The organism is Psychrobacter sp. CoH-33_TS_01 (assembly GCF_058189395.1).
This window is the reverse complement of record NZ_JBVGQI010000007.1, coordinates 108,399-133,663: the sequence shown is the minus strand read 5'-3', so window position 1 is coordinate 133,663 and position 25,265 is coordinate 108,399. Positions and strand designations below refer to the sequence as shown.

At 44.7% G+C, this 25,265-nt stretch carries 31 protein-coding genes; 4 read left to right on the top strand and 27 right to left on the bottom strand.

Annotation, left to right across the window (positions count from 1 at the left end; genetic code table 11):
* Positions 1-67: 67 nt before the first annotated feature.
* The 4 genes from ACZ2XM_RS11715 to ACZ2XM_RS11700 all read right to left on the bottom strand — a co-directional run bounded on the left by ACZ2XM_RS11715 (position 68) and on the right by ACZ2XM_RS11700 (position 4,168).
* Positions 68-514, bottom strand: a complete 447-nt coding sequence (locus tag ACZ2XM_RS11715) for a hypothetical protein (protein WP_490589249.1) — start codon at positions 512-514, stop codon at positions 68-70.
* A 339-nt stretch (positions 515-853) separates the two neighbouring features.
* Complete coding sequence (gene ilvC, locus ACZ2XM_RS11710; protein WP_490589250.1) at positions 854-1,870, bottom strand: ketol-acid reductoisomerase; 1,017 nt, start codon at positions 1,868-1,870, stop codon at positions 854-856.
* Positions 1,871-1,961: 91 nt separating this feature from the next.
* Positions 1,962-2,456 carry an acetolactate synthase small subunit gene (gene ilvN / locus ACZ2XM_RS11705; protein ID WP_490589251.1) on the bottom strand — a complete coding sequence of 165 codons (495 nt, stop codon included), beginning with the start codon at positions 2,454-2,456 and terminating at the stop codon, positions 1,962-1,964.
* Complete coding sequence (locus tag ACZ2XM_RS11700) at positions 2,456-4,168, bottom strand: acetolactate synthase 3 large subunit (RefSeq protein ID WP_490589344.1); 1,713 nt, start codon at positions 4,166-4,168, stop codon at positions 2,456-2,458. The genes ilvN and ACZ2XM_RS11700 overlap by 1 nt, the downstream gene beginning before the upstream one ends.
* A 1,310-nt stretch (positions 4,169-5,478) precedes the next feature.
* On the opposite strand from ACZ2XM_RS11700, the gene ACZ2XM_RS11695 reads away from it, so the two are divergent.
* Complete coding sequence (locus tag ACZ2XM_RS11695; RefSeq protein WP_490589252.1) at positions 5,479-5,982, top strand: DUF4124 domain-containing protein; 504 nt, start codon at positions 5,479-5,481, stop codon at positions 5,980-5,982.
* A 129-nt stretch (positions 5,983-6,111) separates the two neighbouring features.
* On the opposite strand, the gene ACZ2XM_RS11690 is transcribed toward ACZ2XM_RS11695, so the two are convergent.
* A complete protein-coding gene (locus ACZ2XM_RS11690; protein WP_490589253.1) occupies positions 6,112-7,839 on the bottom strand; it encodes an NAD(P)H-hydrate dehydratase in 1,728 nt (575 codons plus the stop codon).
* Between the two features lie 266 nt (positions 7,840-8,105).
* On the opposite strand from ACZ2XM_RS11690, the gene queG reads away from it, so the two are divergent.
* A complete protein-coding gene (gene queG / locus ACZ2XM_RS11685; RefSeq protein WP_490589254.1) occupies positions 8,106-9,287 on the top strand; it encodes a tRNA epoxyqueuosine(34) reductase QueG in 1,182 nt (393 codons plus the stop codon).
* A gap of 178 nt (positions 9,288-9,465) precedes the next feature.
* On the opposite strand, the gene lysM is transcribed toward queG, so the two are convergent.
* The 6 genes from lysM to ACZ2XM_RS11655 form a co-directional block, all read right to left on the bottom strand.
* Positions 9,466-9,975 (bottom strand): peptidoglycan-binding protein LysM, encoded by a 510-nt coding sequence (lysM, locus tag ACZ2XM_RS11680; protein WP_490589255.1) that lies wholly within the window; start codon positions 9,973-9,975, stop codon positions 9,466-9,468.
* Positions 9,976-10,459: 484 nt separating this feature from the next.
* Positions 10,460-10,696, bottom strand: coding sequence for an acyl carrier protein (gene acpP / locus ACZ2XM_RS11675; RefSeq protein WP_490589256.1), 237 nt, complete (start codon positions 10,694-10,696; stop codon positions 10,460-10,462).
* A 188-nt stretch (positions 10,697-10,884) separates the two neighbouring features.
* Positions 10,885-11,613 (bottom strand): 3-oxoacyl-ACP reductase FabG, encoded by a 729-nt coding sequence (gene fabG, locus ACZ2XM_RS11670; protein WP_490589257.1) that lies wholly within the window; start codon positions 11,611-11,613, stop codon positions 10,885-10,887.
* Positions 11,610-12,569, bottom strand: a complete 960-nt coding sequence (fabD, locus tag ACZ2XM_RS11665; RefSeq protein ID WP_490589258.1) for an ACP S-malonyltransferase — start codon at positions 12,567-12,569, stop codon at positions 11,610-11,612. The genes fabG and fabD overlap by 4 nt, the downstream gene beginning before the upstream one ends.
* A gap of 815 nt (positions 12,570-13,384) precedes the next feature.
* Entirely contained in the window at positions 13,385-13,567 is a 183-nt protein-coding gene (rpmF, locus tag ACZ2XM_RS11660) for a 50S ribosomal protein L32 (RefSeq protein WP_201497737.1), read from the bottom strand.
* Positions 13,568-13,847: 280 nt separating this feature from the next.
* The gene (locus tag ACZ2XM_RS11655; RefSeq protein WP_490589259.1) at positions 13,848-14,447 is read right to left on the bottom strand and encodes a YceD family protein; all 600 of its coding nucleotides are present in this window, start codon (positions 14,445-14,447) and stop codon (positions 13,848-13,850) included.
* A gap of 243 nt (positions 14,448-14,690) precedes the next feature.
* On the opposite strand from ACZ2XM_RS11655, the gene ACZ2XM_RS11650 reads away from it, so the two are divergent.
* Complete coding sequence (locus ACZ2XM_RS11650; protein ID WP_490589260.1) at positions 14,691-15,482, top strand: elongation factor P hydroxylase; 792 nt, start codon at positions 14,691-14,693, stop codon at positions 15,480-15,482.
* Between the two features lie 210 nt (positions 15,483-15,692).
* Positions 15,693-16,310 carry an L-threonylcarbamoyladenylate synthase gene (locus ACZ2XM_RS11645; protein ID WP_490589261.1) on the top strand — a complete coding sequence of 206 codons (618 nt, stop codon included), beginning with the start codon at positions 15,693-15,695 and terminating at the stop codon, positions 16,308-16,310.
* A 222-nt stretch (positions 16,311-16,532) separates the two neighbouring features.
* On the opposite strand, the gene rplQ is transcribed toward ACZ2XM_RS11645, so the two are convergent.
* The 16 genes from rplQ to rplX all read right to left on the bottom strand — a co-directional run bounded on the left by rplQ (position 16,533) and on the right by rplX (position 25,264).
* Positions 16,533-16,892: a 50S ribosomal protein L17 gene (gene rplQ, locus ACZ2XM_RS11640; RefSeq protein WP_490589262.1), complete on the bottom strand. Its 360-nt coding sequence runs from the start codon at positions 16,890-16,892 to the stop codon at positions 16,533-16,535.
* Positions 16,893-16,911: 19 nt separating this feature from the next.
* The gene (locus tag ACZ2XM_RS11635) at positions 16,912-17,919 is read right to left on the bottom strand and encodes a DNA-directed RNA polymerase subunit alpha (RefSeq protein WP_201497741.1); all 1,008 of its coding nucleotides are present in this window, start codon (positions 17,917-17,919) and stop codon (positions 16,912-16,914) included.
* Positions 17,920-17,960: 41 nt separating this feature from the next.
* Complete coding sequence (gene rpsD / locus ACZ2XM_RS11630) at positions 17,961-18,602, bottom strand: 30S ribosomal protein S4 (protein WP_201497742.1); 642 nt, start codon at positions 18,600-18,602, stop codon at positions 17,961-17,963.
* 74 nt (positions 18,603-18,676) lie between these two features.
* Positions 18,677-19,066 carry a 30S ribosomal protein S11 gene (gene rpsK, locus ACZ2XM_RS11625; protein ID WP_131668158.1) on the bottom strand — a complete coding sequence of 130 codons (390 nt, stop codon included), beginning with the start codon at positions 19,064-19,066 and terminating at the stop codon, positions 18,677-18,679.
* Positions 19,067-19,086: 20 nt separating this feature from the next.
* Positions 19,087-19,443, bottom strand: a complete 357-nt coding sequence (gene rpsM / locus ACZ2XM_RS11620) for a 30S ribosomal protein S13 (RefSeq protein ID WP_490589263.1) — start codon at positions 19,441-19,443, stop codon at positions 19,087-19,089.
* A gap of 224 nt (positions 19,444-19,667) precedes the next feature.
* Positions 19,668-19,784 (bottom strand): 50S ribosomal protein L36, encoded by a 117-nt coding sequence (gene rpmJ / locus ACZ2XM_RS11615; protein WP_201497744.1) that lies wholly within the window; start codon positions 19,782-19,784, stop codon positions 19,668-19,670.
* A 92-nt stretch (positions 19,785-19,876) separates the two neighbouring features.
* Positions 19,877-21,205: a preprotein translocase subunit SecY gene (gene secY / locus ACZ2XM_RS11610; protein WP_490589345.1), complete on the bottom strand. Its 1,329-nt coding sequence runs from the start codon at positions 21,203-21,205 to the stop codon at positions 19,877-19,879.
* 19 nt (positions 21,206-21,224) lie between these two features.
* Complete coding sequence (gene rplO, locus ACZ2XM_RS11605; protein WP_490589264.1) at positions 21,225-21,680, bottom strand: 50S ribosomal protein L15; 456 nt, start codon at positions 21,678-21,680, stop codon at positions 21,225-21,227.
* Positions 21,680-21,859 carry a 50S ribosomal protein L30 gene (gene rpmD / locus ACZ2XM_RS11600; protein WP_201497746.1) on the bottom strand — a complete coding sequence of 60 codons (180 nt, stop codon included), beginning with the start codon at positions 21,857-21,859 and terminating at the stop codon, positions 21,680-21,682. Before rpmD ends, rplO begins: the two co-directional genes overlap by 1 nt.
* A gap of 20 nt (positions 21,860-21,879) precedes the next feature.
* Entirely contained in the window at positions 21,880-22,377 is a 498-nt protein-coding gene (rpsE, locus tag ACZ2XM_RS11595; protein ID WP_490589265.1) for a 30S ribosomal protein S5, read from the bottom strand.
* Positions 22,378-22,379: 2 nt separating this feature from the next.
* A complete protein-coding gene (gene rplR / locus ACZ2XM_RS11590) occupies positions 22,380-22,730 on the bottom strand; it encodes a 50S ribosomal protein L18 (protein WP_490589266.1) in 351 nt (116 codons plus the stop codon).
* 11 nt (positions 22,731-22,741) lie between these two features.
* Positions 22,742-23,275: a 50S ribosomal protein L6 gene (gene rplF, locus ACZ2XM_RS11585; RefSeq protein WP_490589267.1), complete on the bottom strand. Its 534-nt coding sequence runs from the start codon at positions 23,273-23,275 to the stop codon at positions 22,742-22,744.
* Between the two features lie 385 nt (positions 23,276-23,660).
* Complete coding sequence (gene rpsH, locus ACZ2XM_RS11580; protein ID WP_490589268.1) at positions 23,661-24,059, bottom strand: 30S ribosomal protein S8; 399 nt, start codon at positions 24,057-24,059, stop codon at positions 23,661-23,663.
* An 11-nt stretch (positions 24,060-24,070) separates the two neighbouring features.
* Positions 24,071-24,376 (bottom strand): 30S ribosomal protein S14, encoded by a 306-nt coding sequence (gene rpsN, locus ACZ2XM_RS11575; protein ID WP_201497751.1) that lies wholly within the window; start codon positions 24,374-24,376, stop codon positions 24,071-24,073.
* 12 nt (positions 24,377-24,388) lie between these two features.
* Positions 24,389-24,925: a 50S ribosomal protein L5 gene (gene rplE / locus ACZ2XM_RS11570; RefSeq protein ID WP_490589269.1), complete on the bottom strand. Its 537-nt coding sequence runs from the start codon at positions 24,923-24,925 to the stop codon at positions 24,389-24,391.
* A gap of 21 nt (positions 24,926-24,946) precedes the next feature.
* Positions 24,947-25,264 (bottom strand): 50S ribosomal protein L24, encoded by a 318-nt coding sequence (gene rplX / locus ACZ2XM_RS11565; RefSeq protein ID WP_490589270.1) that lies wholly within the window; start codon positions 25,262-25,264, stop codon positions 24,947-24,949.
* Position 25,265 lies beyond the last annotated feature (1 nt).

Sequence of the window (25,265 nt, the reverse complement as noted above, 5' to 3'; positions counted from 1 at the left end):
CAAAGGCTATAGCTGCAATACTTTATGACCATTTGGTCAACTTATCCCCACCCTATCCTGCTCTTCTTTAAGCCGCTAACGGCAACACAGGCAATGACGTGGTAACTAAAACAAAGACACATAACCCAAAGAAAATTAAGGCAAAGGACTGACTGTAAGCAATATATTTATTAGGAATTACTAGCTCTTTTGGTGAGTCTGGCATCCCTTGTCGCTTCAATAAGCGTGTACCATATACCCAGCCAAATACGGTGTAAATCCCGTAAGCAGCAGGCACCGCTAGTGCCAACGGATTTAAATCGAAGTAATAGAAGGCAAGGACCGAGATAAAGAACCAAAAAGTATCTAGCAATGAGCTGACATGAAACAGCTTCGACTCAGGCAGCTTGCCCGCTGACTTCTTTAACATCTGCCCCTCTAACCAAATCAATAAGGCAATAAGCGCACTGAGCGAGACATAAGCGACTTCTGGCGTTAACCACTCAAGAAAGGGAGGAAGCGTAAAAAAAGACACAGGGGAATACCTACAATTAGTTAGCGATAGTGAATTGGCGACAATTAATAAAAGCTGCAAAAGACGTTATGGTTCCCGCCTATAATATAAGGGAGAATGACGCGGCTAGCAGTCTATCTTGGGCGCTAGAGCGCTATTTTCAAGGAAGAATAGTAGGAATACCGCTATATATAACTGCCTACTGAGTATGCTGTATAGGCAATAAAAAACCTTGTGTCCATAAAAAAACCCCACGATATGCTCGCAGGGTTTTTTAATAATTAATAGCCGTTACTCATTAGCGACTATTGATTAAAGTTACTTTTACTATTAAAGCCACTCTTATTATTAAAGCTACTCTTAGTTCTTTTCTTTATCGATGATTTTGTTGCCACCGATCCAAGGCATCATAGCGCGCAGTTTGCCGCCAGTTTTCTCAATTTCGTGCTCAGCGTTGTTACGACGACGTGCCGTCATTGAAGGATAGTTGCTCATACCTTCAGCGATGAACATCTTAGCGTATTCGCCAGACTGGATGCGTTTTAGGGCATTACGCATGGCTTCGCGTGACTGTTCGTTGATAACTTCAGGACCGGTAACGTATTCGCCGTATTCAGCGTTGTTACTGATCGAGTAGTTCATGTCAGCGATACCGCCTTCATACATGAGGTCAACGATAAGTTTCAATTCATGCAAGCACTCAAAGTAAGCCATTTCTGGAGCATAGCCCGCTTCAGTTAGGGTCTCAAAGCCCATCTTAACCAATTCTACTGCGCCACCACAAAGGACCGCTTGCTCACCGAATAGATCGGTTTCAGTTTCGTCTTTGAAAGTCGTTTCAATGATACCTGAGCGACCGCCGCCCACGCCTGCTGCATAAGATAAAGCCACTTGTTTGGCTTGACCTGAAGCGTCTTGATAGATAGCGATTAGATCAGGGATACCGCCGCCTTTGGTGAATTCAGAACGTACGGTATGGCCTGGTGCTTTTGGCGCAACCATGATGACGTCTAAATCGCCACGTGGTACCACTTGGTTGTAATGAATAGCAAAACCATGTGCAAAGGCTAAAGTACCGCCCTCTTTGATGTTAGGCTCAATTTCGTTAGCATATAAGTCTTTTTGGAACTCATCTGGCGTCAAGATCATGACCACGTCAGCCGCTTTTACCGCATCAGCCACTTCGGCTACTTTCAAGCCAGCATTTTCAGCTTTTTTCCAAGAGCCTGAAGTGCTACGCAGACCAACTGTGACATCCACACCTGACTCTTGTAAGTTAAGGGCATGAGCATGTCCTTGTGAGCCGTAACCGATGATGGCTACTTTTTTACCTTGGATGATAGATAAGTCACAGTCTTTGTCATAATAAACGTTCATAAAAGCTTCCTTGTTGTCTCATTATTAAGAGAGGGTTATTAAGAGTTTAATTAAAAAAAGTTTTTAAATTAACAGGGTTGGAAAATTCAGTTTATACACTCAAGGTTTTTTCGCCACGAGCAATACCAATCACACCCGAGCGTACGACTTCTAAAATACGCTCTTGGCCGATTACGTCGATAAAGCCATCTAGCTTTTCGGTATCGCCAACGATCTGAATGGTATACAGATTCGCAGTGACATCCACGATTTGCGCCCGGAATATGTCTGCACTACGCTTCACTTCTTCACGCACGTTGCCGGTCGCACGGACTTTCAGCAACATCAGCTCACGCTCGACGTGAACATTATCGGTTAAGTTGATGACTTTGACCACCTCTATTAGCTTATGCAGCTGTTTGGTGACCTGCTCGATTTTCTCAGGAGAAGTAATTGTCGTCAACGTCAGGCGTGACATAGTAGCGTCTTCTGTCGGGGCGACGTTGAGCGTCTCAATGTTATAGCCCCGTTGCGAGAACAGTCCGACCAAGCGCGATAATGAGCCTGCTTCGTTTTCTATTAATACTGAAATTAGATGCCTTTGCATTAGGTGCGATCTCCTTTTGATAACCACATGTCGCGCATAGTCTGACCTGCGATCTGCATCGGGTAGACGTGCTCATCGCGATCGATCAGGACGTCAATGAATACTAGCTTGTCTTTAATGGCCATCGCTTGCGCCAATTGCTCTTCCATCTTGGCAGGATCGGTAATCTGGATGCCTACGTGACCATAGCTCTCGGCTAATTTTACGAAATCAGGGAGTGACTCCATGTAGGACTGGGCATGACGGCCTTCATACAACATATCCTGCCACTGCTTGACCATACCCAACTGTGCATTGTTTAGGTTCAATATTTTCACAGGCAAGTTGTACTGCAAGCAAGTGGATAGCTCTTGGATATTCATCTGAATAGAGCCTTCGCCGGTAATACAAACGACATCACGCTCAGGACAAGCTAATTTCGCCGCCATTGCATACGGTAAGCCCACGCCCATCGTACCTAAGCCGCCAGAGTTCAACCATTGGCGCGGCTCATCATAGGTATAGTACAGGGCAGCAAACATCTGATGCTGACCCACGTCACTGGTGATAATCGCTTTACCATCGGTAATTTTGCACAAGGTCTGGACGACATTTTGTGGTTTGATGCCATTGTCCGTGCTGGTGTTATAGCGTAGACCATGACGCTTGCGCCATTCGTTAATCTGCGCCCACCAGTCTAGCAATGCATGTTGGTCTAACTCTTTGTCATCGCCCAACATCTCTAGCATATCGGTGAGTACTGACTTCACATCGCCAACGATAGGGATATGCGAGAACACGGTCTTAGAAATAGACGTCGGATCAATATCAATATGAATAATCGTTGCGTCTGGGCAGAATTTTTTCACGTTATTGGTAACACGGTCATCAAAACGCGCGCCAATCGCTAAAATCACATCGGCATGATGCATACTGGTATTGGCTTCATAAGTGCCATGCATGCCTAGCATACCCAAGAACTGACGGTCAGAGCCTGGGAAAGCGCCCAAGCCCATTAGGGTATTGGTTACCGGTAGGTTTAAACGATGCGCCAGCTTAATCAACTCAGGAGACGCATTGCTCCAAATGACACCGCCACCCGAGTAAATAACCGGGCGTTTCGCCGCTAATAAAGTCTCTAAGGCTTTCTTAATTTGACCGCCATGCCCTTTTACGGAAGGCTGGTACGAGCGTACAAACACTTCTTCAGGATACTCGTAAGCAAACTTTTCATTCGGTGCGGTCATGTCTTTAGGCACATCGATAACGACGGGGCCTGGACGACCCGACTGAGCAATGAAGAACGCTTTTTTCACGATCATTGGGATTTCGCTAGCGTGACGCACTTGGAAGCTATGCTTGACGATAGGACGCGAGACCCCAACCATATCCGTTTCTTGGAAAGCATCTTCACCAATGAGGCTACTAGGCACCTGACCGGCAATCACCACCATAGGCACAGAGTCCATAAAGGCGGTAGCGATAGCGGTAACCGTGTTAGTAGCCCCTGGGCCTGAAGTCGCTAACACCACACCAGTCTTACCGGTGACACGAGAGTAAGCATCGGCCATATGACCTGCGGCTTGCTCGTGACGGACTAAGATATGCTCAATAGTCTCTTGTTGAAACAGCGCATCATAAATATGCAAAACCGCCCCACCAGGATAACCGAAAATATATTCGACGCCTTCATCGGTGAGCGATTGTACTAGCATCTCAGCGCCTGATAGCATCACAGGCTCTTTGCCTTCTGCTATCTGCTGTTGCTTTTTATCAAAATTTTTGGCGGCATTCGCCGTCTGAGTATGTCCGGTCATGTTCGGAGCTTGAGTTGTCTGCGTCACTGTCATCACCTTTTTAGGTCGTAAAAAGCAGGGGTGCTTTAGGGTTATGCAAAATTACGCGCTAGCGGGCCACGCAGCCACTTTATTGCTGACAGCACAATTCACATGGCTGGCGCAGTGGCAATCCATTGATTAGTCGAGGAAGTATGAGTGTACATGACATGATACGTAAGCGGATAGCCGGAACGGCGACCAGTATCATTAAGGAGAACTTACTGACAATTGCGCTAAAGACAATAGTGACAAATAAGCGAACCTACTATACGGAGAGCCTTACTGGGGTAACCAGAGCGGGCCATGGCATATCATTAATTTAACCCACTAAGCTTTAATACAATTAAGTCTTAGCTTGTCTTACCTTAATGATACTTATAACGAGTTAACACGAGGCTAGATACAAGGTATCGCTGGCCTATATACGACTACTTAGCTGGTTTTCTATTAGCTATTTTTTGATAAAACAGCTAACTCTATATTTTGGGGTATCGCTTGCCCTGAGCATTATCTTCAGCAAACCATTCCAAAAACTAATAATCCTAATGGCTTAAGTCGGCATAAATTATGCGCAACTGACTTAACATTAAAAGTTACTTAGCATTAAGCGGTCGTACCGTGTTGGTTGGCTATAATCATATAGTTGCAATATTCCATGAACACAGCTCATGAATACTGCTTTAGTCATTGTAGACCGATAAGTCCGAGATAATAAATGCGAGCACTTATTACCACAAAGAGATTGAGACATCACTAGTAAACGGTAATTTACTCTATGCTCAAATCTCAAGTGACGCCGGCAACGATAAGCCGACTACACTGACCAATCAACTCTTGTATAGTCGGACGTTTGCCTTGTATTGTCAAGAAAAAATTAGCGTACCCTCAGGCAACTATTAGTTATTAACTACAAAATAATCCTAGGAAAATTAGCGCTACCTTGTTGAATTTTTCACGCTATATTGACCTATAATGCTTGTATAAGTGAGTTGCCAGTACCCTAAAACCCTGCAGCTACGGTGTATTTAAAGTGTACTACCATGAGTTATCGTTAATTGGCGTTTTTTTCTGTAATTAGTGGTAAACTTTGTTTATTGTGTCCAATACCGCTATCTCCTTATTAATTGTTTATAAGCTTTAGCGACATACTTATAAATAGTCCCTCAGCTGGCCTCACTGACCCTTGTAATTTTAGGATTGAAATAATGACCAAGACTTCTCTATTAAGATCTGTCACTACCCTACTCGCTAGCACCAGTGTTGCTTGCTTACTTGGCCTCAGTATCAGCAGCAGTCAAGCTATCGAAGTCTATAAAACAATTGGCGATTTTGGTGAAGTCAAGTACTCTCAACACCCACCAAAAAACGCCAAGAAGGTGGAAGTGATCGAATTTCGTAGCGATGGTCGTCAAGTCAACGCAGGCCAAATGGCAGGCAAGACCGATGCCAACCAGCAGCAAGCGCCAAAGACCGCTGAGGAGCAACGTGTCGAGCAGTTAGAAGCCCGTCTGAAACAACAAGAAGATCAAGCCAATGCCCAGCGCTGCCAAACGCTGCGTAATAATATGACCAACCTGAATGTTGGTGGCCGTATCTATGAGATGGATGCCAATGGCAATCGCAAATATCTCGAAAACCGTGAAATTGAACTCAAACGCGAGCGCTTACAACAAGCGCTCACGCAGTACTGTAGTGGTCAACCAACCTAAGACTATATGATTGAATGCGTTAAATAGCTTCGATTCATAGCAAAAAGACCCCGTAAAGCCTAGACGCTACGGGGTCTTTTTTTATCTGTTGGCCTTTCAGAGATGATGGGGATTTAAAGTTGCAACCCTTTAACCGTTTAGCTCATTCATCACGTAACCCATCGCCTCGAGTAACTCATGGGCTTGTAACCCGCGTTCCCCTACTGCTAATTTATTAAAGACGATATCGCTAGTTTTGAGCTTGCCATGCGCGCGCAAGTCCCCTGCCATCCCATGTATCAATACCGCTTGATAGAGACTGCGTTGCTCAGCAGCTAAGTCCGTCTGCGCCATAAGACCTGCCAGTAGTCCGGACAATACATCGCCCATCCCGGCACTGGCCATCCCAGGATTACCAGTCGAACAGACATAGCAGATATCCTCTATCAGCACTAGCGAGCCTGGTCCTTTAAGCAGCCAATCGCCACCAAAGATATCAGCACACTCATGAATCGCTGCCAGTCGGTCGGCTTCAATAACGCCGACATCTTTATCGAGCAGACGGGCCGCTTCGCCACTATGCGGAGTAAAGCATACTTGATACTTAGTGGTATGAGCTTTTAGTTGCTCGATAAGGTTATCTTGCTCTTGGCGCAAAGTCGCTAAGTGATAGAGGCCATCAGCGTCGATGACTAGCGGCTTTTGCTCAGTTACAGTGGTCTGCAAATAATGCTTAAATAAAGCTAGCGCCTCATCCTCACGGCCAAAGCCCATGCCTATGGCGACCACATCCACTCCAGCAAGCAGCTTATCTACCGTCTCAGTCTGCTGTAAATCTACCGTCATCGCATTAGGATAAGTGGTCAGTAAGGCCCCGTGAAAAGCGGTATGGCAAGCCGTGGTGACTTTGCCCGCGCCACTCGCTAACGCACTACCTGACGACATAATAGCTGCACCACCCATGCCTTGCGCGCCCGCACTTTGATTGCCACCGATTATCATCACATGACCATAGCTGCCTTTATGGCTGTTTTGCTGGCGTGGCGTCATCCTTAATGCCGAATGCAATTGCCAAGCGCAAGGTTTAGGGCTATCAAGATAAGGAATTAATGGCAAATCTATTACCTCGCCGCTGTGGTCGATGCCATCGCGAATAGTTAGTCCGACTTTAGACGCGACCAAACATAAGGTCGGGTCCGCTTTAATGGCGCAATCGTCAAAGACCTGACCAGTGGATGCAACTACGCCACTAGGAATATCGACAGCCACGGCAGTAATAGCAGCAGACTGAGTTAGTTTATTAAACCGGTGGATAGCTTGCGCATAGTCCCCCGTTGGCGCACGGTCCAGACCAATACCAAATAACGCATCGATATGATACTGCGCTTGTGACAGTAGCCAGTTAGCCTTATCGGTAGTTATCTCGCTAAAGGGAATTACTGTGAAGCTATCTTCTCCTGCTAAATTCTTAGTTGCCATAGTTTTGGCATGAGCCGCATCGTTGTCTGCAGTCCTATCTATTTGGCCCACATCAACAACGGTCACCTGCCAGCCAGCATTCAACAAATAATGCGTAATCAGCCAACCGTCCCCACCGTTGTTACCGGCACCAACCCACACTACGGCACTAATAGGAGTACTGGTTGCTGCTAAACCTTGTGAGCACTGCCCTGATTGCGCCTGAATATGATGGATTAAATACTGTGCCATTTGCCAAGCCGCCTGCTGCATTAAAGCAAAACTGTTATAGCCTGCGGTAAACCAAGCTTGCTCAATGGCATAGACTTGCTCGCTGCTATACAAAGGCTTGGGACGTGCGCGAAAAAAAGCAGAGTTTGCTGATATAACAGTACCGCATGGATTATTAGAATTTTTCATAAGAGGTATCCCCAACGGGTAGTATCGTTATTAAGAGAGTAGCAGAACAAAACAATGAGATTAATAAAAAGCGCTAGAGCCTTAACTCAGGGCAATCATTTATCTTTTATGGCTTATCGTCTATCATATAGTATCCCGCTCAACTGAGCTCGACTCGTATAATTCTGCAATATATAGCTTCTATCATAGTAATCGTATCTTAGGTAAATCCGCTATTACCTATTATTTAAATAACGCTATCTCACTTTATAATCAAGGCTTTTCCATTGTCAAAAGACACCTACCCGCAGGTCAGCCAATCCGATACCGCCACGTCTACCTTAACTGCCCAAACTACTGAGCCGTTTCCCGATGCGGCGTCGGTTAAAGCTTGGATTCATAGCACGGCCATAGAGCTGGGCTTTGGGGATTGCGGCTTTCTCTCTGTGCACCATCCGCTATTCAAGAAACAAATCGAACAGCTTAAAGCGTGGTTGGCCAAAGGCTATGAAGGTCAGCTCGAGTTTATGCACAATAACCATGATTTGCGGGCGAATCCGGCCCAATTGGTTGAGGGTGCAAAGACGATTATCAGCGTGAGGATGGATTACTTAACCGCCGCACCACAACCCCGTCGTGTGGAGGACAATGACCGACCCAATCACGCTATTATTGCTCGTTATGCACGGGGTCGGGATTATCATAAAACCATGCGCGGGCGGCTTAAAACCTTGGCTCAACGTATCGAGGAGATGCTGCCACAGTGGCAACATCTCAATATCGAAGCCCATAATCCCTTTGTTTTCCGCCCATTTAGCGATTCAGCGCCTATCTTTGAGCGCCCTATCGCGGATGCCGCCGGTCTTGGTTGGACAGGCAAGCACACGTTATTGCTCAATAAACAAGCGGGTTCTTTTTTTGTATTGGGCGAGCTGTTTATCAGTCTATTATTACCCGAAGATGAACCTGTTTCGCCACACTGTGGCAGTTGTAGCGCTTGTATTGACATCTGCCCTACTCAAGCCATCATCGCCCCGCATGAGCTCAATGCGGCCGCCTGTATCTCTTATCTGACCATTGAGCACAAAGGCAGCATCGATATAAAGTACCGCCGCGCCATTGGTAATCGTGTGTTCGGTTGTGATGATTGCCAGCTGATTTGTCCCTGGAACCGTTATGCCAATCTGAGCAAAATTGACGATTTCCAACCGCGCCATCGCCTCGATCAGATTACTTTAATGGAGCTTTGGCAGTGGGAGGAGTCGAGCTTCTTAGAGGCTACTCAAGGTAGCCCACTAAGACGTAGTGGCTATCTTAATTTCTTACGTAATATCGCGATTGGTTTGGGCAATGCTACCCCTAACACCCTAGTTATCACTGCTTTAAACGCACGCCGAGGCCAGCACGGTGAGATGCTAGATGAGCATATCGATTGGGCGATAGCGGAGCAGCAAGCTAAGCTAGCGTAATCATTAATGGGTAATCTATTAGATTTATCTGCTAGCTGTTAAACAACAGGCACAAAAAAAGACCTCTTAAAGTAAGAGGTCTTTTTTATCATGCTAATTGATTTCACTGAGCAGTCTCTTTAACAAACTAACTTAATTTGAATAAGTTGCCTTAAAAGAGCTAGCAGAAAAATCAGTCTTATGGCTTAGGAATACGTAAAACTTGGCCAGGATAGATTTTGTTTGGATCAGATAGCATAGGCTTATTAGCTTCAAAGATTTTGTTGTAATCGCCTGAATCACCATATACTTCTTTAGCAATTTTAGACAATGAATCGCCAGATTTAACTGTGTACATAGTAGATTCTGGAGCATCTTCTTCAATTGAGATGTTATCGATAACTTTAGCGACGTTTTGTACATTACCAATAGCGATAATGGCTTTTTCACGATCCGCTTGAGTCTTCGCTTTACCACTGATTTCAGCAGTATCTGAGCTGCCGTTATATTTTACTTTAAGGTCAGTGATATTCAGGTTTTGTTGCTGAATACGACGTAATAATAGGTTCGCTACTGATTGAGCTGAAGGCTCAGTCGTTGCTGCTGGTGTGGCGGCATCAGCTTTGGTTTCTACGTTGGCTTGATGCTTGTCATCGTCACGGTTAAAAATTTTATCACCGATATCTTTTGCAAAACTAAAAATTCCCATGAATTTCTCCTGAAGTTAACATTATTTTTGATTTTTGGAAGTAAACAGCAGCAAGCAATGAGCTACTGAAGTGCGTTATGTCTTAGTTATCAATTATTAGCGACGTCTTCTTTTATACAGAATACCCTCACTCGTAACTGACTTGCAGCGACTTAAACAGTGACCTAATTTTTGCTTCCTTTGATTAGCTCCACTACTTAGGTCATCAACCTAACTGCGATTTAGTATAGCAAAGTTGTTTGCTTTGAATACCCGTGCAATGTTGAATATTGTTACTTGTTTTTGCACAGTTTCCTATTTTCGTAGCCATTTCCCTATTTTCGTAGTCAAAAGCTCTTTTAAGGGCAGCCCTGTAATGATAACGCTACTGCGCGTAACTATAATCAGTTTTTATAGAGCAAAAAAAACCGCCTATCAAATGATGGCGGCTTTCATTTAGTACAAGAGCTGACGATTTAACTTAGCCAGCTAGACTAAATAGCAATTATACGTGCTTTTGTACGTAATCAACTGCTTTCTGTACAGTAGTCAATTCCGCTGAGTCTTCATCAGGGATAGTGATACCAAAATCGCTCTCAAAAGACATAACAAGTTCCACTAGATCTAGTGAATCTGCTCCTAAATCTTCCATGAAAGACGCTTCGTTCTTGATGTCTTCAACATTTACGCCTAGCTGCTCAGCAACGGCAGTTTTTACTCTTAGTTCGATATCATTGCTCATAGGGACCACTCCAATTTATGGTAATAAAACTTCGGATAAATAAAAATGTAGGGAGAAATAAAAAACGCTAGCTGGTAAATAATCTCAAGTTTATGAAATATAACGTCTAATATTCTGTGTTTCTATGTGGAAATTATAGCACTAAATTATATAGTTTACACTTGTGCACGCAGGAATTATATATAACTTTACATATACATGCCACCGTTAACAGGAATAACGGCTCCTGTAATATAGCTGGCTTCATCACTGGCCAAAAAGGTTACGGCAGCCGCCACATCTTCAGGCTGGCCCAAACGTCCGATAGGTACAGCGTCTAGCATAGAGTTTAGTAGGCGTTCGTCCAGCTCATCCGTCATATCTGTTTCGATAAGACCAGGCGCCACACAGTTAATAGTGACCTGACGCGAGCCAATTTCACGCGCTAGCGTACGACTAAAGCCTTCCACGCCCGCTTTACTGGCCGCATAGTTTGACTGACCCGCATTGCCCATTTGTGCTACGACCGAGGTAATATTAATAATACGACCGCGACGCGCCTTCATCATACCGCGAACAGCACGCTTACTCATACGATAAATTGCGGTTAGGTTAGTCTGAATAACACTATCCCAATCTTCATCTTTCATCCGCATAAGCAGACCATCTTGCGTCATACCGGCATTATTTACCAGGACTTGTACGGCGCCGTAGACACTTTCTATTTCTTCAAATAATTTGTCGATTTGCTCTTGGTCACGCACATCTAATACTCGGCCAATCCCGCCGGTATCATGTAAGTATTCATCAATAGCCGTCGCGCCCTTTTCAGTCGTCGCGGTACCGATAACGAAATGACCTTCTTTCGCAAAGCGTTTAGCAATGGCTTTACCGATACCACGGCTAGCGCCAGTGACTAAGGTAATATTACGACTCATAGCAGTTCCTCTAATAATTTATCTAAGCGTACCGGCTTATCCGTTGGGTAGCTAGGAATAGGCGTCGCTTGACGCTTGGCCAAATTACTCAAAACGTTGCCGCTACCACACTCAATCAAGCGGGTAATTTGCTTGTCTGACATGACTTTCATGGTCTTTGACCACAATACAGGCTCACACAATTGCTCTGTTAATGCCGTTTTAATATCGGCACTCGTCTGCTCAACGCGAGCATGACGGTTTTGAATCACAGGAATGGTGGGCATGGAAAAGCTGATTTTATCCAATGACTTCGCCAACTCGTTGCTGGCTGGCTGCATTAAATCGCAATGCGAAGGCACGCTAACCTTTAGTGGAATGGCTTTTTTGCCCGTACTTTGGACATTATCAATAACCTTTTCAACCCCAGACTGGTTACCAGAGATCACCACTTGGCCTGGGCTGTTAAAGTTAGCCGCATTCACCACAGCGCCCTCGACGATTTCATTGGCCTGCTCACATAAGGTCACCACACACTGGTCTTCTAACCCTAGTACTGCCGCCATAGCCGTCGGGATGCCTTCGACCGCAGCTTGCATCAATTGACCGCGCTGATAGACGAGCGGAACTGCATCTGTAAACTGTATCACACCCGCTGCACATAACGCACTATATTCCCCTAGCGAGTGTCCCGCAAGGTAGCAAGGCGTAGCAATTTTTGGTTGGAGGATTCGCCAAATAGCAATACTAGCGGTCAATAAGGCGGGTTGGGTATATTGAGTCATCGCCAGGCGCTCTTCGTCTTGGCATACCTCCCACAGATCCACATCGATAGTCTTACTGGCCTCAGTAAAGGTCTCCAAAATCTCTGGATATTGCTCCGCCAACTCTTGGAGCATCCCTAATACTTGGGAGCCTTGGCCTGGGAAAATAACTGCCGTGCGGGGATGCGAGGTCATATCTGCTGCAGACGCCATAATCCTGTCTCTCTTAATACGCTTAATTAGATGAATAACTGCGCCATAGATCAAGTGACCTATCGCGCAATAGAATAAATACTAAATATCTGTAATTAAAGATTGGTCATTGAACTACTACCCTCTAGAAATTACATAGGGGCAAGTCTTTAGAGTTAAGGTCAGCACTGGATAGGTAAAACAGTAGTTATTGAGATAATTGCGAGTGCTAGAAGACTAATGAGGGTATCACCACAGGACAATCGTGGTCAAATATTAGATATCCCTATCTGTCGACCGCACTTATGACAGCCCTATGAATAAACGCCGCTTATCGCTATAAAGTGAGCCTACAAGTGTACTATTATACTGCTATTTATAGCATCTATCTATTTTTACCCTATCTATTTGTTCAGGGCTGAGCTAATAAAAAAGCCAAGCTATTGAGTATCCTATAAAGTGATAACTCAATAACTTGGCTCTATGGGAAGGTCTCAGGGCAAGCTAGCTACCAACCGGGCCGATACGAGGATCGTCATAATAAACTCGCTAAGATAAAGGCAGTTATAAAACTCTACTATTTATAGAAATAGCTTATAGAAAAATTATAAAAACCTTTGGGCGAAATATATGAAAATTGGCCTAAACCAATCTAAAACCACAACTTGATACTACCTTACCAACAGCAGATACCGACAAAGTATCGATACCCTCTTCCCTGATATAACCTGGCATCTAATCGATTAACTGTATATAGTTAATATGGATGACATAATTGTCACCCTATAGATGCTAGGACTATCACAAACAATAATAACTACTAGCTAAATGCTAGATTAGTCGTCTTGGCTAACTTTAAACAACTGACGACCACGATAAAAACCATCTTTAGTCATGTGGTGACGACGATGCTTTTCACCAGTGGTGCTGTCGATGCTTAATTCAGCAACTTCCATGTGGTGATGTGAACGACGCATGTCACGACGTGAACGGCTTTTACGACTTTTTTGAACAGCCATGAGATAGCTCCTGTACGATAAGTAATGCGATGTAGTCCTTCGCTCAAGGCGATAAAGCTACTGAATTTGGGCAAATAGGACAAACCTCCTACCGCCAGCGCATCACTAAAAAATAAAATAAATAGGTGGTATCACGCGCTGAATATCACGACAATGCGCTTACCTGAATGCAATAAACCCGCCATTATACGCATGTTTATCTAATTAATAAAGTCTAATCTTAACCGCCAGTTTACCCACGAGCGATAATAAATGTATTCGCTTATTATCGCAAGCCAACTTAAGAGGACAGCTTGCCTTTAAGGGCGGCTAAAGCGGCAAAAGGGCTCTCTTCCTCAAACTCTTCAATTTCGCCCACTTGCTCAACTTCCATTTCGCAATCATCGTGCTTTGGCGACAACGGGGTCTTCAATAGAATCTCGTCTTCAATCAAACGCTCAAGCGGCAGATAAGTATCGTGACCGTCTTTAAAAGCCACTTCTTCTAACAGTAAATGATCATCTTCTTCATCTAATAGATTTGCTTGTGCCTCATCTTCTAACAAAGCGATGTTATGCGTGCCTGAGAGATCTACATTCACAGGTTGTAGGCAACGCTGACAGGTCAACCAAACTGAACCGGTCAACTCAAAGTACAGCGCTAAAACATTACTGCTGCGAGATAGCGTGGTGGTAATCTTAATAGGCGCTTGCTCATGCTCATCTGTGAGCATAGTTTGTAGACGCTCGAACTCCTCGGGCATCATCTGACCTTCCCAACTAAAGCCAATATCTGCCCATTTATCTAACGAGACGCGCTTGGGTAATTGGGTAGAAATACCGTCTTTTGCCGTGACGGCTGCTGGCGGTGTCGCTGCTACTGTTTTATCTTGCTCTGGCATAATTTGCCCCTTATCTGCACACTTAACTAATAAATTGTAATTTTGCTATACTACCGAACTATTCATGCGGCCTCTAGCAGTACCTTGTTACTATTGGGGTATGAGCGCTTATTTACGAGTACTGATTGATGGATACTCATTGATAAGTACTCATTAATGAGGGCTTATTTACGCGCTCTAGTGATACGCTACGCCTTAGTTCCTAACCGTTGTTTTCGACCCTTTTAGAGATGTCTATCCGGTATGTCTACCCACCTCCTGCACGACCCTACCATAGCCTACGAACGCTTACTAACCAGCCCAATCAGACACGCGCTACGTGAGCAGCTTAATGAGCGAGTCCTTGCCACTACTGAGCAAACGGCTACTGAGCAACCTGTTTCTGAACAAGCTGTCGGCGCAACTCGCCACTCACGCTTAGCTGACACCTGGATTGCTAAGATGACTGCACAGTGGCAAGCTGTAAACGCTCCTAGTAATAGCACCGTCTATTCAGAGACTACGCTATCTAACGGTACTCTACAGGACCATGCTATAAAAGAGCAGCAGTTAACCGATTGGCTTATCGAGCTCTTTAACACGACTTTCGCTCAACAGAATACAGTGTTAGTACGCGGAGACCATGAGCCTGAATACTTTCCTGCCACTACCAACACCCCTGCGCAAATCGTCTTCGCCCATGGATTTTTTGCCAGTGCGCTGCATGAAATCAGCCATTGGTGTATCGCAGGGCAGCAGCGGCGCACCTTAGTCGATTACGGTTACTGGTATGCTGCCGATGGCCGCAATGAGGCCCAACAGCAGGCTTTTGAGCAGGTAGAAATTAAACCGCAAGCCTTAGAGTGCTTATTTACCCTAGCCTGTCAGCGGCCCTTTAGGGTGTCACAGGACAATCTATTCGCGGACTTTGATACCAGTCAAAGTACCTTTGCTCAAGATGTCTACGAACAAGCCCAACACTATATTGATCAATCCGCTACCCTACCTCGCGATGCCCAACGTTTACTCGCTGTCTTACTAACAGTCTGTGGGTAAAACCACTTTTATCTCAGTACAAAATTAGTGGCTATATTAACGACTCTACTAACGTTATAGGCGCAGCAGAGTGCTATGCTAGAAGCCTATAAGGACAGTAGCAAGCTAGCTAAATAGGTACCCAGCCAGTTAAAAAGCAAGCTAGGACAATAATAAGCGTTATGACTAAAAATAGTAATAAGTAAAGTGAGCCACTATTAAGGAGCCGTTATGCAAGTTTTGTATATTCACCCGGAAAACCCCCAACCTCGTCTTATCGAGCAAGCTGCCCAACTGCTAGCCAACGATAAATTACTCATCTACCCTACCGACACCAGCTATGCTTTTGGCTGCCGCTTGGGCGCTAAAGATGCCTTAGCACAACTCAAACTAGTGCGTCAGCTCGATGATAAGCACCAATTTACCCTACTGTGCCGCGACTTAAGCGAAATCGCTAACTATGCCACGGTAGATAACATGCAGTTTAAACAATTAAAAGCCCACACCCCAGCCCCGATCACCTTCATTTTACCCGCGACCAAAGACGTGCCGAAAAAACTGGCGCATCCTAAGAAAAAAACCATTGGTATCCGCGTACCGAGTAACCCTATCGCGCAAGCTTTATTAGAAGCCATGGGAGAGCCCATCTTGACCAGCTCATTAATGCTGCCGGGCGAAGATATCGTCATGGACGACCCCTTCGAGATTGAAGAGCGTCTCGGCAGCCTAGTCGATGGCCTGATTAATGCCGGTATTAAAACGACTAAGCTCACTACCATTGTCGATATGACTAGCAGCCGTGCGGAGATTATCCGTCAGGGTGCTGCCGATGTTAGCGAATTGGTATAAATTCAAAATAAAATACGATAAATCCTACCTCAGCCTTCCTTTTAGAGAAGGAAAGAAGCAAATCCCACCCCAGCCCTCCCTTTAGAAAAGGGAGGGAGCAAGTCCCACTTTCGCAAAGGTGAAAAGCACTGCTTCGCAAGAGGGGGATTTAAATAGGAAACAAAAAATCCCCAATATCAGAATTGGGGATTTTTTATGGAACAAATACATTAAGCGGTAAAATTAGTCACGATCAACTAGTTCTACATAAGCCATCGGCGCATTATCACCATCGCGGTTACCGCATTTGATGATGCGGATGTAACCGCCTGGACGGTTCTGATAGCGCGGAGCTAAAGTACTGAACAGTTTGCCAACCATTGCTTTACTACGCATACGGCTGAAGGCTAAACGGCGGTTAGCCACTGAGTCTTCTTTCGCTAGCGTGATTAATGGCTCAGCAACACGGCGAAGCTCTTTAGCTTTTGGTACTGTGGTCTTAATCAGTTCATGCTCAAATAGTGAATTGGTCATGTTCTGGAACATAGCTTTGCGATGACTGCCGGTACGACCCAGCTTGACTCCACTCTTACGATGTCGCATGGTCAAATATCCTTAAAGTTTAACGGCTACGATAAGAGAAACGATCATCAACACGTAAGTCAGCTGGTGGCCAGTTATCAAGGCGCATTCCCAGCTCTAAATCTTTAGACGCTAATACGTCCTTGATTTCTGTTAATGATTTCTTACCAAGATTTGGGGTTTTAAGCAGTTCAGTCTCTGAACGTTGTACCAAATCACCGATGTAGTAAATGTTTTCAGCTTTTAAACAGTTGGCTGAGCGAACCGTTAGTTCAAGATCGTCCACTGGGCGTAGAAGCACAGGGTCAACCTCTTCTTTTTCTTTTACAGGCTCAGGCGCTTCTTCGGCTTCTAAGTCAACAAAGATAGAAATCTGTTGTTGCAGGATAGTGGCCGCTTTACGAATTGCTTCTTCTGGATCGATAGTGCCGTTAGTCTCAAGCTCAACAATCAGTTTATCAAGATCCGTACGCTGTTCGACACGCGCATTTTCAACTTGATAAGCTACCCGAAGTACTGGGCTAAAGCTGGCATCCAGCTTTAGACGACCAATAGCTTTGGTGTCGCCATCTTCACGACGTTGATTGGCTGGCTCATAGCCACGACCCATAACCACACGCAGGCGCATCTTAAGATGGCCACGATCACTCAAAGTACCCAATACCAACTCAGGGTTGATAATTTCGACATTATGAGGTAGCTCAATATCTGCTGCAGTAATGATACCTGGACCTTGTTTATCCAAGGTCAAAAATACTTCATTCTGATCATGCAAGGTGATGGCCAATCCCTTCAAATTAAGAAGCAGATCAAGCACATCTTCTTGCAGGCCTTCTAAAGTTGAGTACTCATGGTTTACACCATCAATCTCAGCTTCAATGACTGCCGCACCAGGTAATGAAGACAATAAAATACGACGAAGAGCATTCCCGAGGGTATGCCCAAAGCCGCGTTCTAACGGTTCGAGCGTGACTTTCGCAATCGTTTCATTAACCGTGTCCACGTTAATGGCATTCGGCGTTAGAAACTCAGTTGCATTTAGCATCATGATGTCACCTCGATATAGTTAAATAATAATATGAACGTCAATTATTTAGAGTACAGCTCAACAATTAAGCTTTCGTTAATTTCTGCTGGCAGATCAATACGATCTGGAGCATTTTTAAACGTGCCTTCTTTTTTGCTGTGATCCACGTCTAACCATTCAGGGATACCACGTTGCGTAGCTAGTTCGATAGCGTTCGAAATACGTAGTTGCTCTTTGGCTTTTTCGTGGATAGCGATGACATCACCATCTTGAACTTGAATAGAAGGAATGTTCACACGTACAAACTCGTCACGACCGGCTTTCTTGATCATAACTGAACGGTGACTGACCAACTGACGTGCTTCAGCACGAGTTGAGCCAAAGCCCATCTTATAAACAACGTTGTCTAAGCGGCGTTCTAGCATAACTAGCAGGTTTTCACCTGTAGCGCCACGCATACGTGCTGCTTCTTTATAGTAGTTAGCGAACTGACGCTCTAACACGCCATACATACGCTTAACTTTTTGTTTTTCACGTAGCTGTAAAGAATACTCTGAGCTCTTATTACGGCTAACACCATGTTGACCTGGTGGACGAGCTGATTTCTTCGTTTTTACGTCGTACGGTTTTACGCCAGACTTCAGACCAAGGTCTGTGCCTTCGCGACGTGATAGTTTTAACTTTGGTCCAATATAACGGGCCATGTAACTGTCTCCTTCAGCTTTCTATACATAGATAGTATAAAAGTATAAATTGTATAAAAGCTTCGTCTTTAATATTAGACGCGGCGCTTTTTGGGCGCACGGCAACCATTGTGTGGAATTGGGGTAACATCCGAAATGCTGTTAATTTTATAACCCAATGCACCTAGTGCTCTTACCGCAGACTCACGACCCGGTCCTGGTCCTTTGACCAAAACGTCGACATTCTTAACACCATATTCTTGAGCTGCTTTACCAGCAACTTCAGCTGCGACCTGAGCCGCGAATGGTGTAGATTTGCGTGAACCGCGGAAGCCTTGCCCACCAGCGGTGGCCCAAGCCAAAGCATTACCTTGACGATCGGTAATAGTTACAATGGTGTTATTAAAAGACGCATGGATATGGGCTACGCCCTCCGATACTGAACGACGAGTCACCTTTTTGCGACTGCGAGTGTCTTTTGCCATCTTTTAGCTTCCTAAGTTAATTATCTTTTGAGAGGGCGTGTCGGACCCTTACGAGTACGAGCGTTGTTCTTGGTGTTCTGACCTCTTACTGGTAGGTTACGACGATGGCGGATGCCACGGTAACAACCAAGATCAACTAAACGCTTGATATTCATTGACACTTCACGACGAAGATCACCTTCAGTCATGTAATTTGCTACTTGTGCACGGACAGCATCTAATTGTGAATCATCTAACTGACTGATTTTAGTAGTAGGAGCGATGCCAACAGCTTCTAAGATAGCCTTAGAAGTGGTACGGCCTATACCAAAAATGTAAGTTAGTGAAATCACAGCATGCTTATTATCCGGGATGTTTACGCCGGCAATACGAGCCATTGATTTCTCTCCATTAACGAAAAATAAAGTGACCAACTAACTTATAGAAGTGAAGCCGTATTGGTACATTTATTCTTCAGATTTATCGCTAATCACACCCTTAATTTTAACTGTAAACACAACTAAAAAAGGGTATAACCACGGCAAGTGGCGGATGATATCGCATCCGCCCTTAAATATCAAGTACTAAAGAGTAGTCCTCTTAAAAGAGTGCTGACTCTAGATTAGCCTTGACGCTGTTTGTGACGAGGTTCTGCTTTGCAGATTACATGAACGCGACCTTTACGACGCACTACTTTGCAGCTGCCACAAATCTTTTTAACTGATGCTTGAACTTTCATAGCATTCTCCTAGAATAGCCATCGACCCTGAGATTACTCTAATATTATAGCCTACCCTTAATGATAACAAGCAAGCTATAAATATAAAGCAACTACTGAGCTGGTGACTGAATTAACGTCTGGTCATGGTATTGATGGGTCATCAAATGCGCTTGCATCTGGGAGATGAAATCCATTACCACAACGACCATAATAAGTAATGACGTACCACCTAAGTGAAATGGCACTCCAAAGGAAGACTGAATAATCATCGGCATTAAGCAAATCACGGTCATGTAAATAGCACCAATAAAGGTCAACCTATTTAACACGTGATCCAAGTAACGCTGCGTTTGCTGTCCGGGACGAATACCAGGGATATAAGCGCCACTACGTTTAAGGTTTTCAGCCACTTCACGCGGACTAAAGACTAATGCGGTATAGAAATAGCAGAAGAAGATAATCATCGCACCAAAGAGCACTAAATATAACGGCTGTCCTGGTGACAGGACTAGCGCTATATTCTGTAGAATCTTTTGCACTAAGGTAGGATCACTTGAATGCCCTACCCACTGCCCAAGACTCGCTGGAAATAACAATAACGAACTGGCGAAAATAGCTGGGATAACCCCGGCCATATTAATCTTTAGTGGCAAATGCGACTGCTGCTGCGCATAAATCTTACGACCTTGCTGCTGCTTTTGTGCATAATTCACTGGTACTCGGCGCTGGGCACGTTCGATATAAACAATACCGGCGGTAACTGCAACTCCTAATACCACAAAGATAAATAGCACAATCAGATTCATCTGACCCTGATTGACCTGCTCAATAGACTGCGAAATCATGCCGGGCATACCGGCGACGATACTGGCAAAAATTAGCATCGAGATGCCATTACCAACACCGCGTTCTGTAATCTGCTCACCGAGCCACATTAGGAACATCGCTCCAGCGACTAAAGAGGTCACTGCCGGAATGTAAAATGTGAGACCGGTAGATAATGTCAGATTCTGGCTGATTAGACCTGCACTCATCCCAAGAGACTGTACTAGGGCTAATGCTAGCGTACCTTGACGGGTATACTTATTCAGTTTACGCCGCCCCGCTTCACCTTCTTTCTTTAACGCTTCTAGTGAAGGCAGTACTGCTGACATCATCTGCACGATAATAGAGGCCGAGATATACGGCATAATACCGAGCGCCATGATTGACATCCGCTCGAGTGCCCCGCCAGAGAACATATTGAACATACTGAGGATGGTATTCTCATTACGTGAGAATAAATCCGCCAGATTGACGGGGTTAATGCCCGGTACGGGAATATGAGACCCCAAGCGATAAACAATCAATGCACCGATCAAAAACAGCATTCTACTCCACAGCTCATCGTATTTACGAATAAAAGCTATAGGGTTGAGCGGGATACCCGATGAGGTCATCGATTGTTTAGCCACGGTCTTACTCCTCGCTTGCTAGCTCTTCAATCTTGCCGCCAGCAGCTTCGATGGCTTCTTTAGCGCCTTTAGTCACTTTAACACCTTGGAAAGTGTAAGCTTTTTTAACTTCGCCAGACAAGATGATGCGCGCACGCTTCATGTCATGACGAATGATGTTAGCCGCTTTCAAAGTTGCAACGCTGATCACATCGCCTTCAACTTTATTAAGCTCAGACAGACGTACTTCAGCAGTGGTCATAGCCATTTGACTGGTAAAACCAAACTTAGGAAGACGACGGTATAAAGGCATTTGACCGCCTTCAAAGCCGGCACCGATGCTAGAGCCTGAACGTGACTTCTGGCCTTTTACACCACGACCACCAGTTTTACCAAGGCCAGAACCGATACCACGGCCCTTGCGCTGTGCAGTTTTCTTAGAACCTGGTGCTGGCGATAATTCATTTAATTTAAGACCCATTACGCGTCCTCCACTTTTACCATGTAGTTGATGCGATTAACCATACCACGAGTAGAAGGCGTATCTTCAACTTCTACAGTATGTCTAATACGGCGTAATCCCAATCCTTTCAAGCACGCTTTGTGGCTCTTAAGGCGATGGGCACCCGATTTAATTTGAGTGACTTTCATTGTTTTCATCGTAACTCACCTAGTTAAGCTTAGCCCAAAATTTCGTCTACAGATTTACCACGTTTTGCTGCCATCTGTTCAGGAGTTGACATATCACGTAAACCGTTAAACGTCGCACGAACTACGTTAGCAGTGTTGGTAGAACCATAACATTTAGTCAAGACGTCTTTAACGCCCGCGACTTCTAATACTGCACGCATTGCGCCACCAGCGATTACACCAGTACCTTCAGAGGCTGGTTGCATCAATACTTTGCTGGCGCCATGACGGGCTTTGATCGGGTGGAATAATGTCACACCGTCAAGCTCGACCGTAATCATATTACGTTTGGCAGCTTCTAAAGCTTTTTGAATAGCGGCTGGAACTTCACGTGCTTTACCACGACCAAAGCCAACACGACCATTACCATCACCAACTACAGTTAGTGCGGTGAAAGAGAAAATACGACCACCTTTCACAACTTTAGCAACACGATCAACCGTAACTAAGCGCTCTACTAAACCGTCTGATTGTTCAACTTTAGCCATGATTAAAACTCCAATCCGTTTTCGCGAGCAGATTCCGCAAGGGCTTTTACTCGACCGTGATATTTAAAACCGCTACGATCAAAGGCAACTTTAGTGATACCAGCTGCTTTTGCACGTTCAGCGATCAACGCGCCCACTGAAGTGGCGGCATCGATATTACCTGTGGCGCCTGAACGCAATGTGCCATCTAATGTAGAGGCTTGCGCGATCACTTCACCACCAGTTGGAGAGATAATCTGTGCATAGATATGTCTTGGTGTGCGATTAACCGTCAAGCGATGGACTGCAAGATGGCGGATGTGGGCACGGGTTTTCTTAGCTCGACGCAGACGAGCTGCTTTTTTATCAAACATTTCATCTCACCTTATTTTTTCTTAGCTTCTTTACGAACTACATGTTCGTCGCTATAGCGAATACCTTTGCCTTTATATGGCTCTGGTGGACGGAAACCACGGATCTTAGCCGCTGCTTGACCTAACTGCTGCTTATCATTTGATTTCAAAATAATTTCAGTTTGAGTAGGGGTTTCAGCAGTCACACCTTCAGGTAGAGTGTATTCAACAGGGTGTGAATAACCTACGTTTAGGTTTACTTTGTTACCGGCAACGTTTGCACGATAACCAACGCCGATTAGCTGAAGACGACGCTCAAAACCTTCTGAGACACCTTGGACCATGTTGTTCAATAGTGAACGCATAGTACCAGTGTGCATCATTGCGTCTTTAGAGTCTTTGACAGGTGAGAGAAGTAATGTATCTTCTTCCTGTTTCAGCTCGACCAAATCATGCAGGCGTAAAGACAAAGTACCATTCTTGCCTTTAACTTCGACCTGCTGACCGTTCAAAGTAACGCTAGTGCCTTTAGGCAGCGTCACTGGGGCTTTAGCCACACGAGACATAGGAGTTTCCTTAAAAAAAGAACTTAAAAAAATTAACGACTGTAGATTTGCGAAAAAACTAACGGGCGAAAAGCCGGCTAGTTTAGCATAATTGATCCAACTTTTCACTAGAGGCTATTCATCTATCGCTATCATTTTAGCTATTTATTTAAAATAAATCGATAAAGGTGATATTGAGACAAGCAGTAGAGGATAATTTAATAGCAGTAACGTAACTGATATAGGGGTGGTTGGCTAATAACTACTTACTAGCGATCCATTCAACCATACTCAATAATCGCACTATTATTAATTAAAACTCTTAAACTGTGAGAAGTTGGTCAATAGACTTTCGTTTCTAGACTTACGCTTGGCGTAAATCTAGAAAATATATTATGTAGTTGGCTTAAGCAACAAACGCGATGATTTCACCGCCGATGCCGGCTGCGCGTGCAGCACGATCACTCATGATGCCTTGGCTGGTTGAGACGATTGCCACACCCATACCCTGCTTCACTGTAGGAATCGCATCTTTACCGCGGTACTGACGAAGACCAGGACGGCTGAAGCGTTGGATGCTTTCAATAACCGGCTTGCCTTGATAGTACTTAAGTTCAACAGATAATGTAGCTTTGTTATTGTCTTCTTCAGTGATAGAAGCAGACGATACAAAACCTTCACTAACTAGCAAGTCAGCAATTGACTTACGTAGGTTAGAGCTTGGCATTTCAACGGTGACTTTATTAGCCATTTGACCGTTACGAATACGCGTTAACATATCCGCGACTGTATCTTGCATACTCATGTAATTACTCCTTACCAGCTAGCTTTACGAACACCAGGCACATCGCCTTGCATGACACGTTCACGTAACATATTACGTGATAAGCCAAACTTGCGGAAGTAACCGTGAGGACGACCAGTGATTGCACAGCGGTTGCGCAGACGAACTGGTGATGAGTTGCGTGGAAGAGCTTGTAGCTCTAACATTGCGTCCATACGTTCTTCATCGCTTGCATTTGAATCACTGATGATGCTTTTTAGCTTAATACGCTGTTCAGCATATTTAGCAACCATTTTTTCGCGTTTCAATTCGCGATTAATCATGCTCTTCTTTGCCATAACGTCTTTACCTTATTTAAATGGGAAGCCGAAAGCTTTAAGTAACGCACGACCTTGCTCATCAGTTTCCGCTGAGGTAGTGATAGTGACATCAAGACCACGAAGACGATCAATCTTGTCATATTCTACTTCTGGGAATACGATTTGTTCTTTGATGCCCAAAGAGTAGTTACCACGGCCATCAAATGCTTTCGGTGAAAAACCACGGAAGTCACGGATACGTGGAATCGCAATGGCAACGAGACGATCTAAAAACTCGTACATCTGCTCACCGCGTAGCGTTACTTTACAGCCGATAGGCCATTCTTCACGAATCTTAAATCCAGCAATAGATTTACGAGCTTTAGTGATGACTGGCTTTTGACCGGCAATAGCGGTCATGTCTGCCACTGCGCCTTCAAGCAATTTCTTGTCTTGAGATGCGCCGCCAACACCCATATTCAATGTGATCTTAGTAATTTTCGGTACTTGCATCACATTGTCTAAACCAAGCTCTTCTTTAATTTGTTGCTTGAGTTGGTCGTTATATAAAGATTTTAATCTTGCCATTACCATTACACCCTTAGTGTCTTACGCAGTCGCAACAACTTCACCATTTGAACGGTAAACACGGTTTTTAACGCCGTCTTCGCCAGTTTGGTAAGATACACGATCTGCTTTTTGGGTTTGCGCATTATATAATGCGACATTAGAAATATGCAGGAAAGCTTCTTGCTTAATGATGCCGCCTTCAACGCCAGCTGCCTGGTTAGGCTTCTGATGTTTAGTGACAATATTAATGCCTTCAACTTTAATGCGATCCGCTTTAACAGCTAAAACGGTACCTTGTTTGCCTTTGTCTTTACCAGCAATAACAATTACCGAATCGCCTTTACGTAATTTAGCCATG

Coding starts and splice junctions, on each gene's coding strand:
- ilvC (WP_490589250.1), bottom strand. CDS start 1,870: ATGAACGTTTATTATGACAAAGACTGTGACTTATCTATCATCCAAGGT.
- ilvN (WP_490589251.1), bottom strand. CDS start 2,456: ATGCAAAGGCATCTAATTTCAGTATTAATAGAAAACGAAGCAGGCTCA.
- ACZ2XM_RS11700 (WP_490589344.1), bottom strand. CDS start 4,168: ATGCTATCAGGCGCTGAGATGCTAGTACAATCGCTCACCGATGAAGGC.
- ACZ2XM_RS11695 (WP_490589252.1), top strand. CDS start 5,479: ATGACCAAGACTTCTCTATTAAGATCTGTCACTACCCTACTCGCTAGC.
- ACZ2XM_RS11690 (WP_490589253.1), bottom strand. CDS start 7,839: ATGAAAAATTCTAATAATCCATGCGGTACTGTTATATCAGCAAACTCT.
- lysM (WP_490589255.1), bottom strand. CDS start 9,975: ATGGGAATTTTTAGTTTTGCAAAAGATATCGGTGATAAAATTTTTAAC.
- acpP (WP_490589256.1), bottom strand. CDS start 10,696: ATGAGCAATGATATCGAACTAAGAGTAAAAACTGCCGTTGCTGAGCAG.
- fabG (WP_490589257.1), bottom strand. CDS start 11,613: ATGAGTCGTAATATTACCTTAGTCACTGGCGCTAGCCGTGGTATCGGT.
- fabD (WP_490589258.1), bottom strand. CDS start 12,569: ATGGCGTCTGCAGCAGATATGACCTCGCATCCCCGCACGGCAGTTATT.
- rpmF (WP_201497737.1), bottom strand. CDS start 13,567: ATGGCTGTTCAAAAAAGTCGTAAAAGCCGTTCACGTCGTGACATGCGT.
- ACZ2XM_RS11655 (WP_490589259.1), bottom strand. CDS start 14,447: ATGCCAGAGCAAGATAAAACAGTAGCAGCGACACCGCCAGCAGCCGTC.
- ACZ2XM_RS11650 (WP_490589260.1), top strand. CDS start 14,691: ATGTCTACCCACCTCCTGCACGACCCTACCATAGCCTACGAACGCTTA.
- ACZ2XM_RS11645 (WP_490589261.1), top strand. CDS start 15,693: ATGCAAGTTTTGTATATTCACCCGGAAAACCCCCAACCTCGTCTTATC.
- rplQ (WP_490589262.1), bottom strand. CDS start 16,892: ATGCGACATCGTAAGAGTGGAGTCAAGCTGGGTCGTACCGGCAGTCAT.
- ACZ2XM_RS11635 (WP_201497741.1), bottom strand. CDS start 17,919: ATGATGCTAAATGCAACTGAGTTTCTAACGCCGAATGCCATTAACGTG.
- rpsD (WP_201497742.1), bottom strand. CDS start 18,602: ATGGCCCGTTATATTGGACCAAAGTTAAAACTATCACGTCGCGAAGGC.
- rpsK (WP_131668158.1), bottom strand. CDS start 19,066: ATGGCAAAAGACACTCGCAGTCGCAAAAAGGTGACTCGTCGTTCAGTA.
- rpsM (WP_490589263.1), bottom strand. CDS start 19,443: ATGGCTCGTATTGCCGGCGTAAACATCCCGGATAATAAGCATGCTGTG.
- rpmJ (WP_201497744.1), bottom strand. CDS start 19,784: ATGAAAGTTCAAGCATCAGTTAAAAAGATTTGTGGCAGCTGCAAAGTA.
- secY (WP_490589345.1), bottom strand. CDS start 21,205: ATGACCTCATCGGGTATCCCGCTCAACCCTATAGCTTTTATTCGTAAA.
- rplO (WP_490589264.1), bottom strand. CDS start 21,680: ATGGGTCTTAAATTAAATGAATTATCGCCAGCACCAGGTTCTAAGAAA.
- rpmD (WP_201497746.1), bottom strand. CDS start 21,859: ATGAAAACAATGAAAGTCACTCAAATTAAATCGGGTGCCCATCGCCTT.
- rpsE (WP_490589265.1), bottom strand. CDS start 22,377: ATGGCTAAAGTTGAACAATCAGACGGTTTAGTAGAGCGCTTAGTTACG.
- rplR (WP_490589266.1), bottom strand. CDS start 22,730: ATGTTTGATAAAAAAGCAGCTCGTCTGCGTCGAGCTAAGAAAACCCGT.
- rplF (WP_490589267.1), bottom strand. CDS start 23,275: ATGTCTCGTGTGGCTAAAGCCCCAGTGACGCTGCCTAAAGGCACTAGC.
- rpsH (WP_490589268.1), bottom strand. CDS start 24,059: ATGAGTATGCAAGATACAGTCGCGGATATGTTAACGCGTATTCGTAAC.
- rpsN (WP_201497751.1), bottom strand. CDS start 24,376: ATGGCAAAGAAGAGCATGATTAATCGCGAATTGAAACGCGAAAAAATG.
- rplE (WP_490589269.1), bottom strand. CDS start 24,925: ATGGCAAGATTAAAATCTTTATATAACGACCAACTCAAGCAACAAATT.
- rplX (WP_490589270.1), bottom strand. CDS start 25,264: ATGGCTAAATTACGTAAAGGCGATTCGGTAATTGTTATTGCTGGTAAA.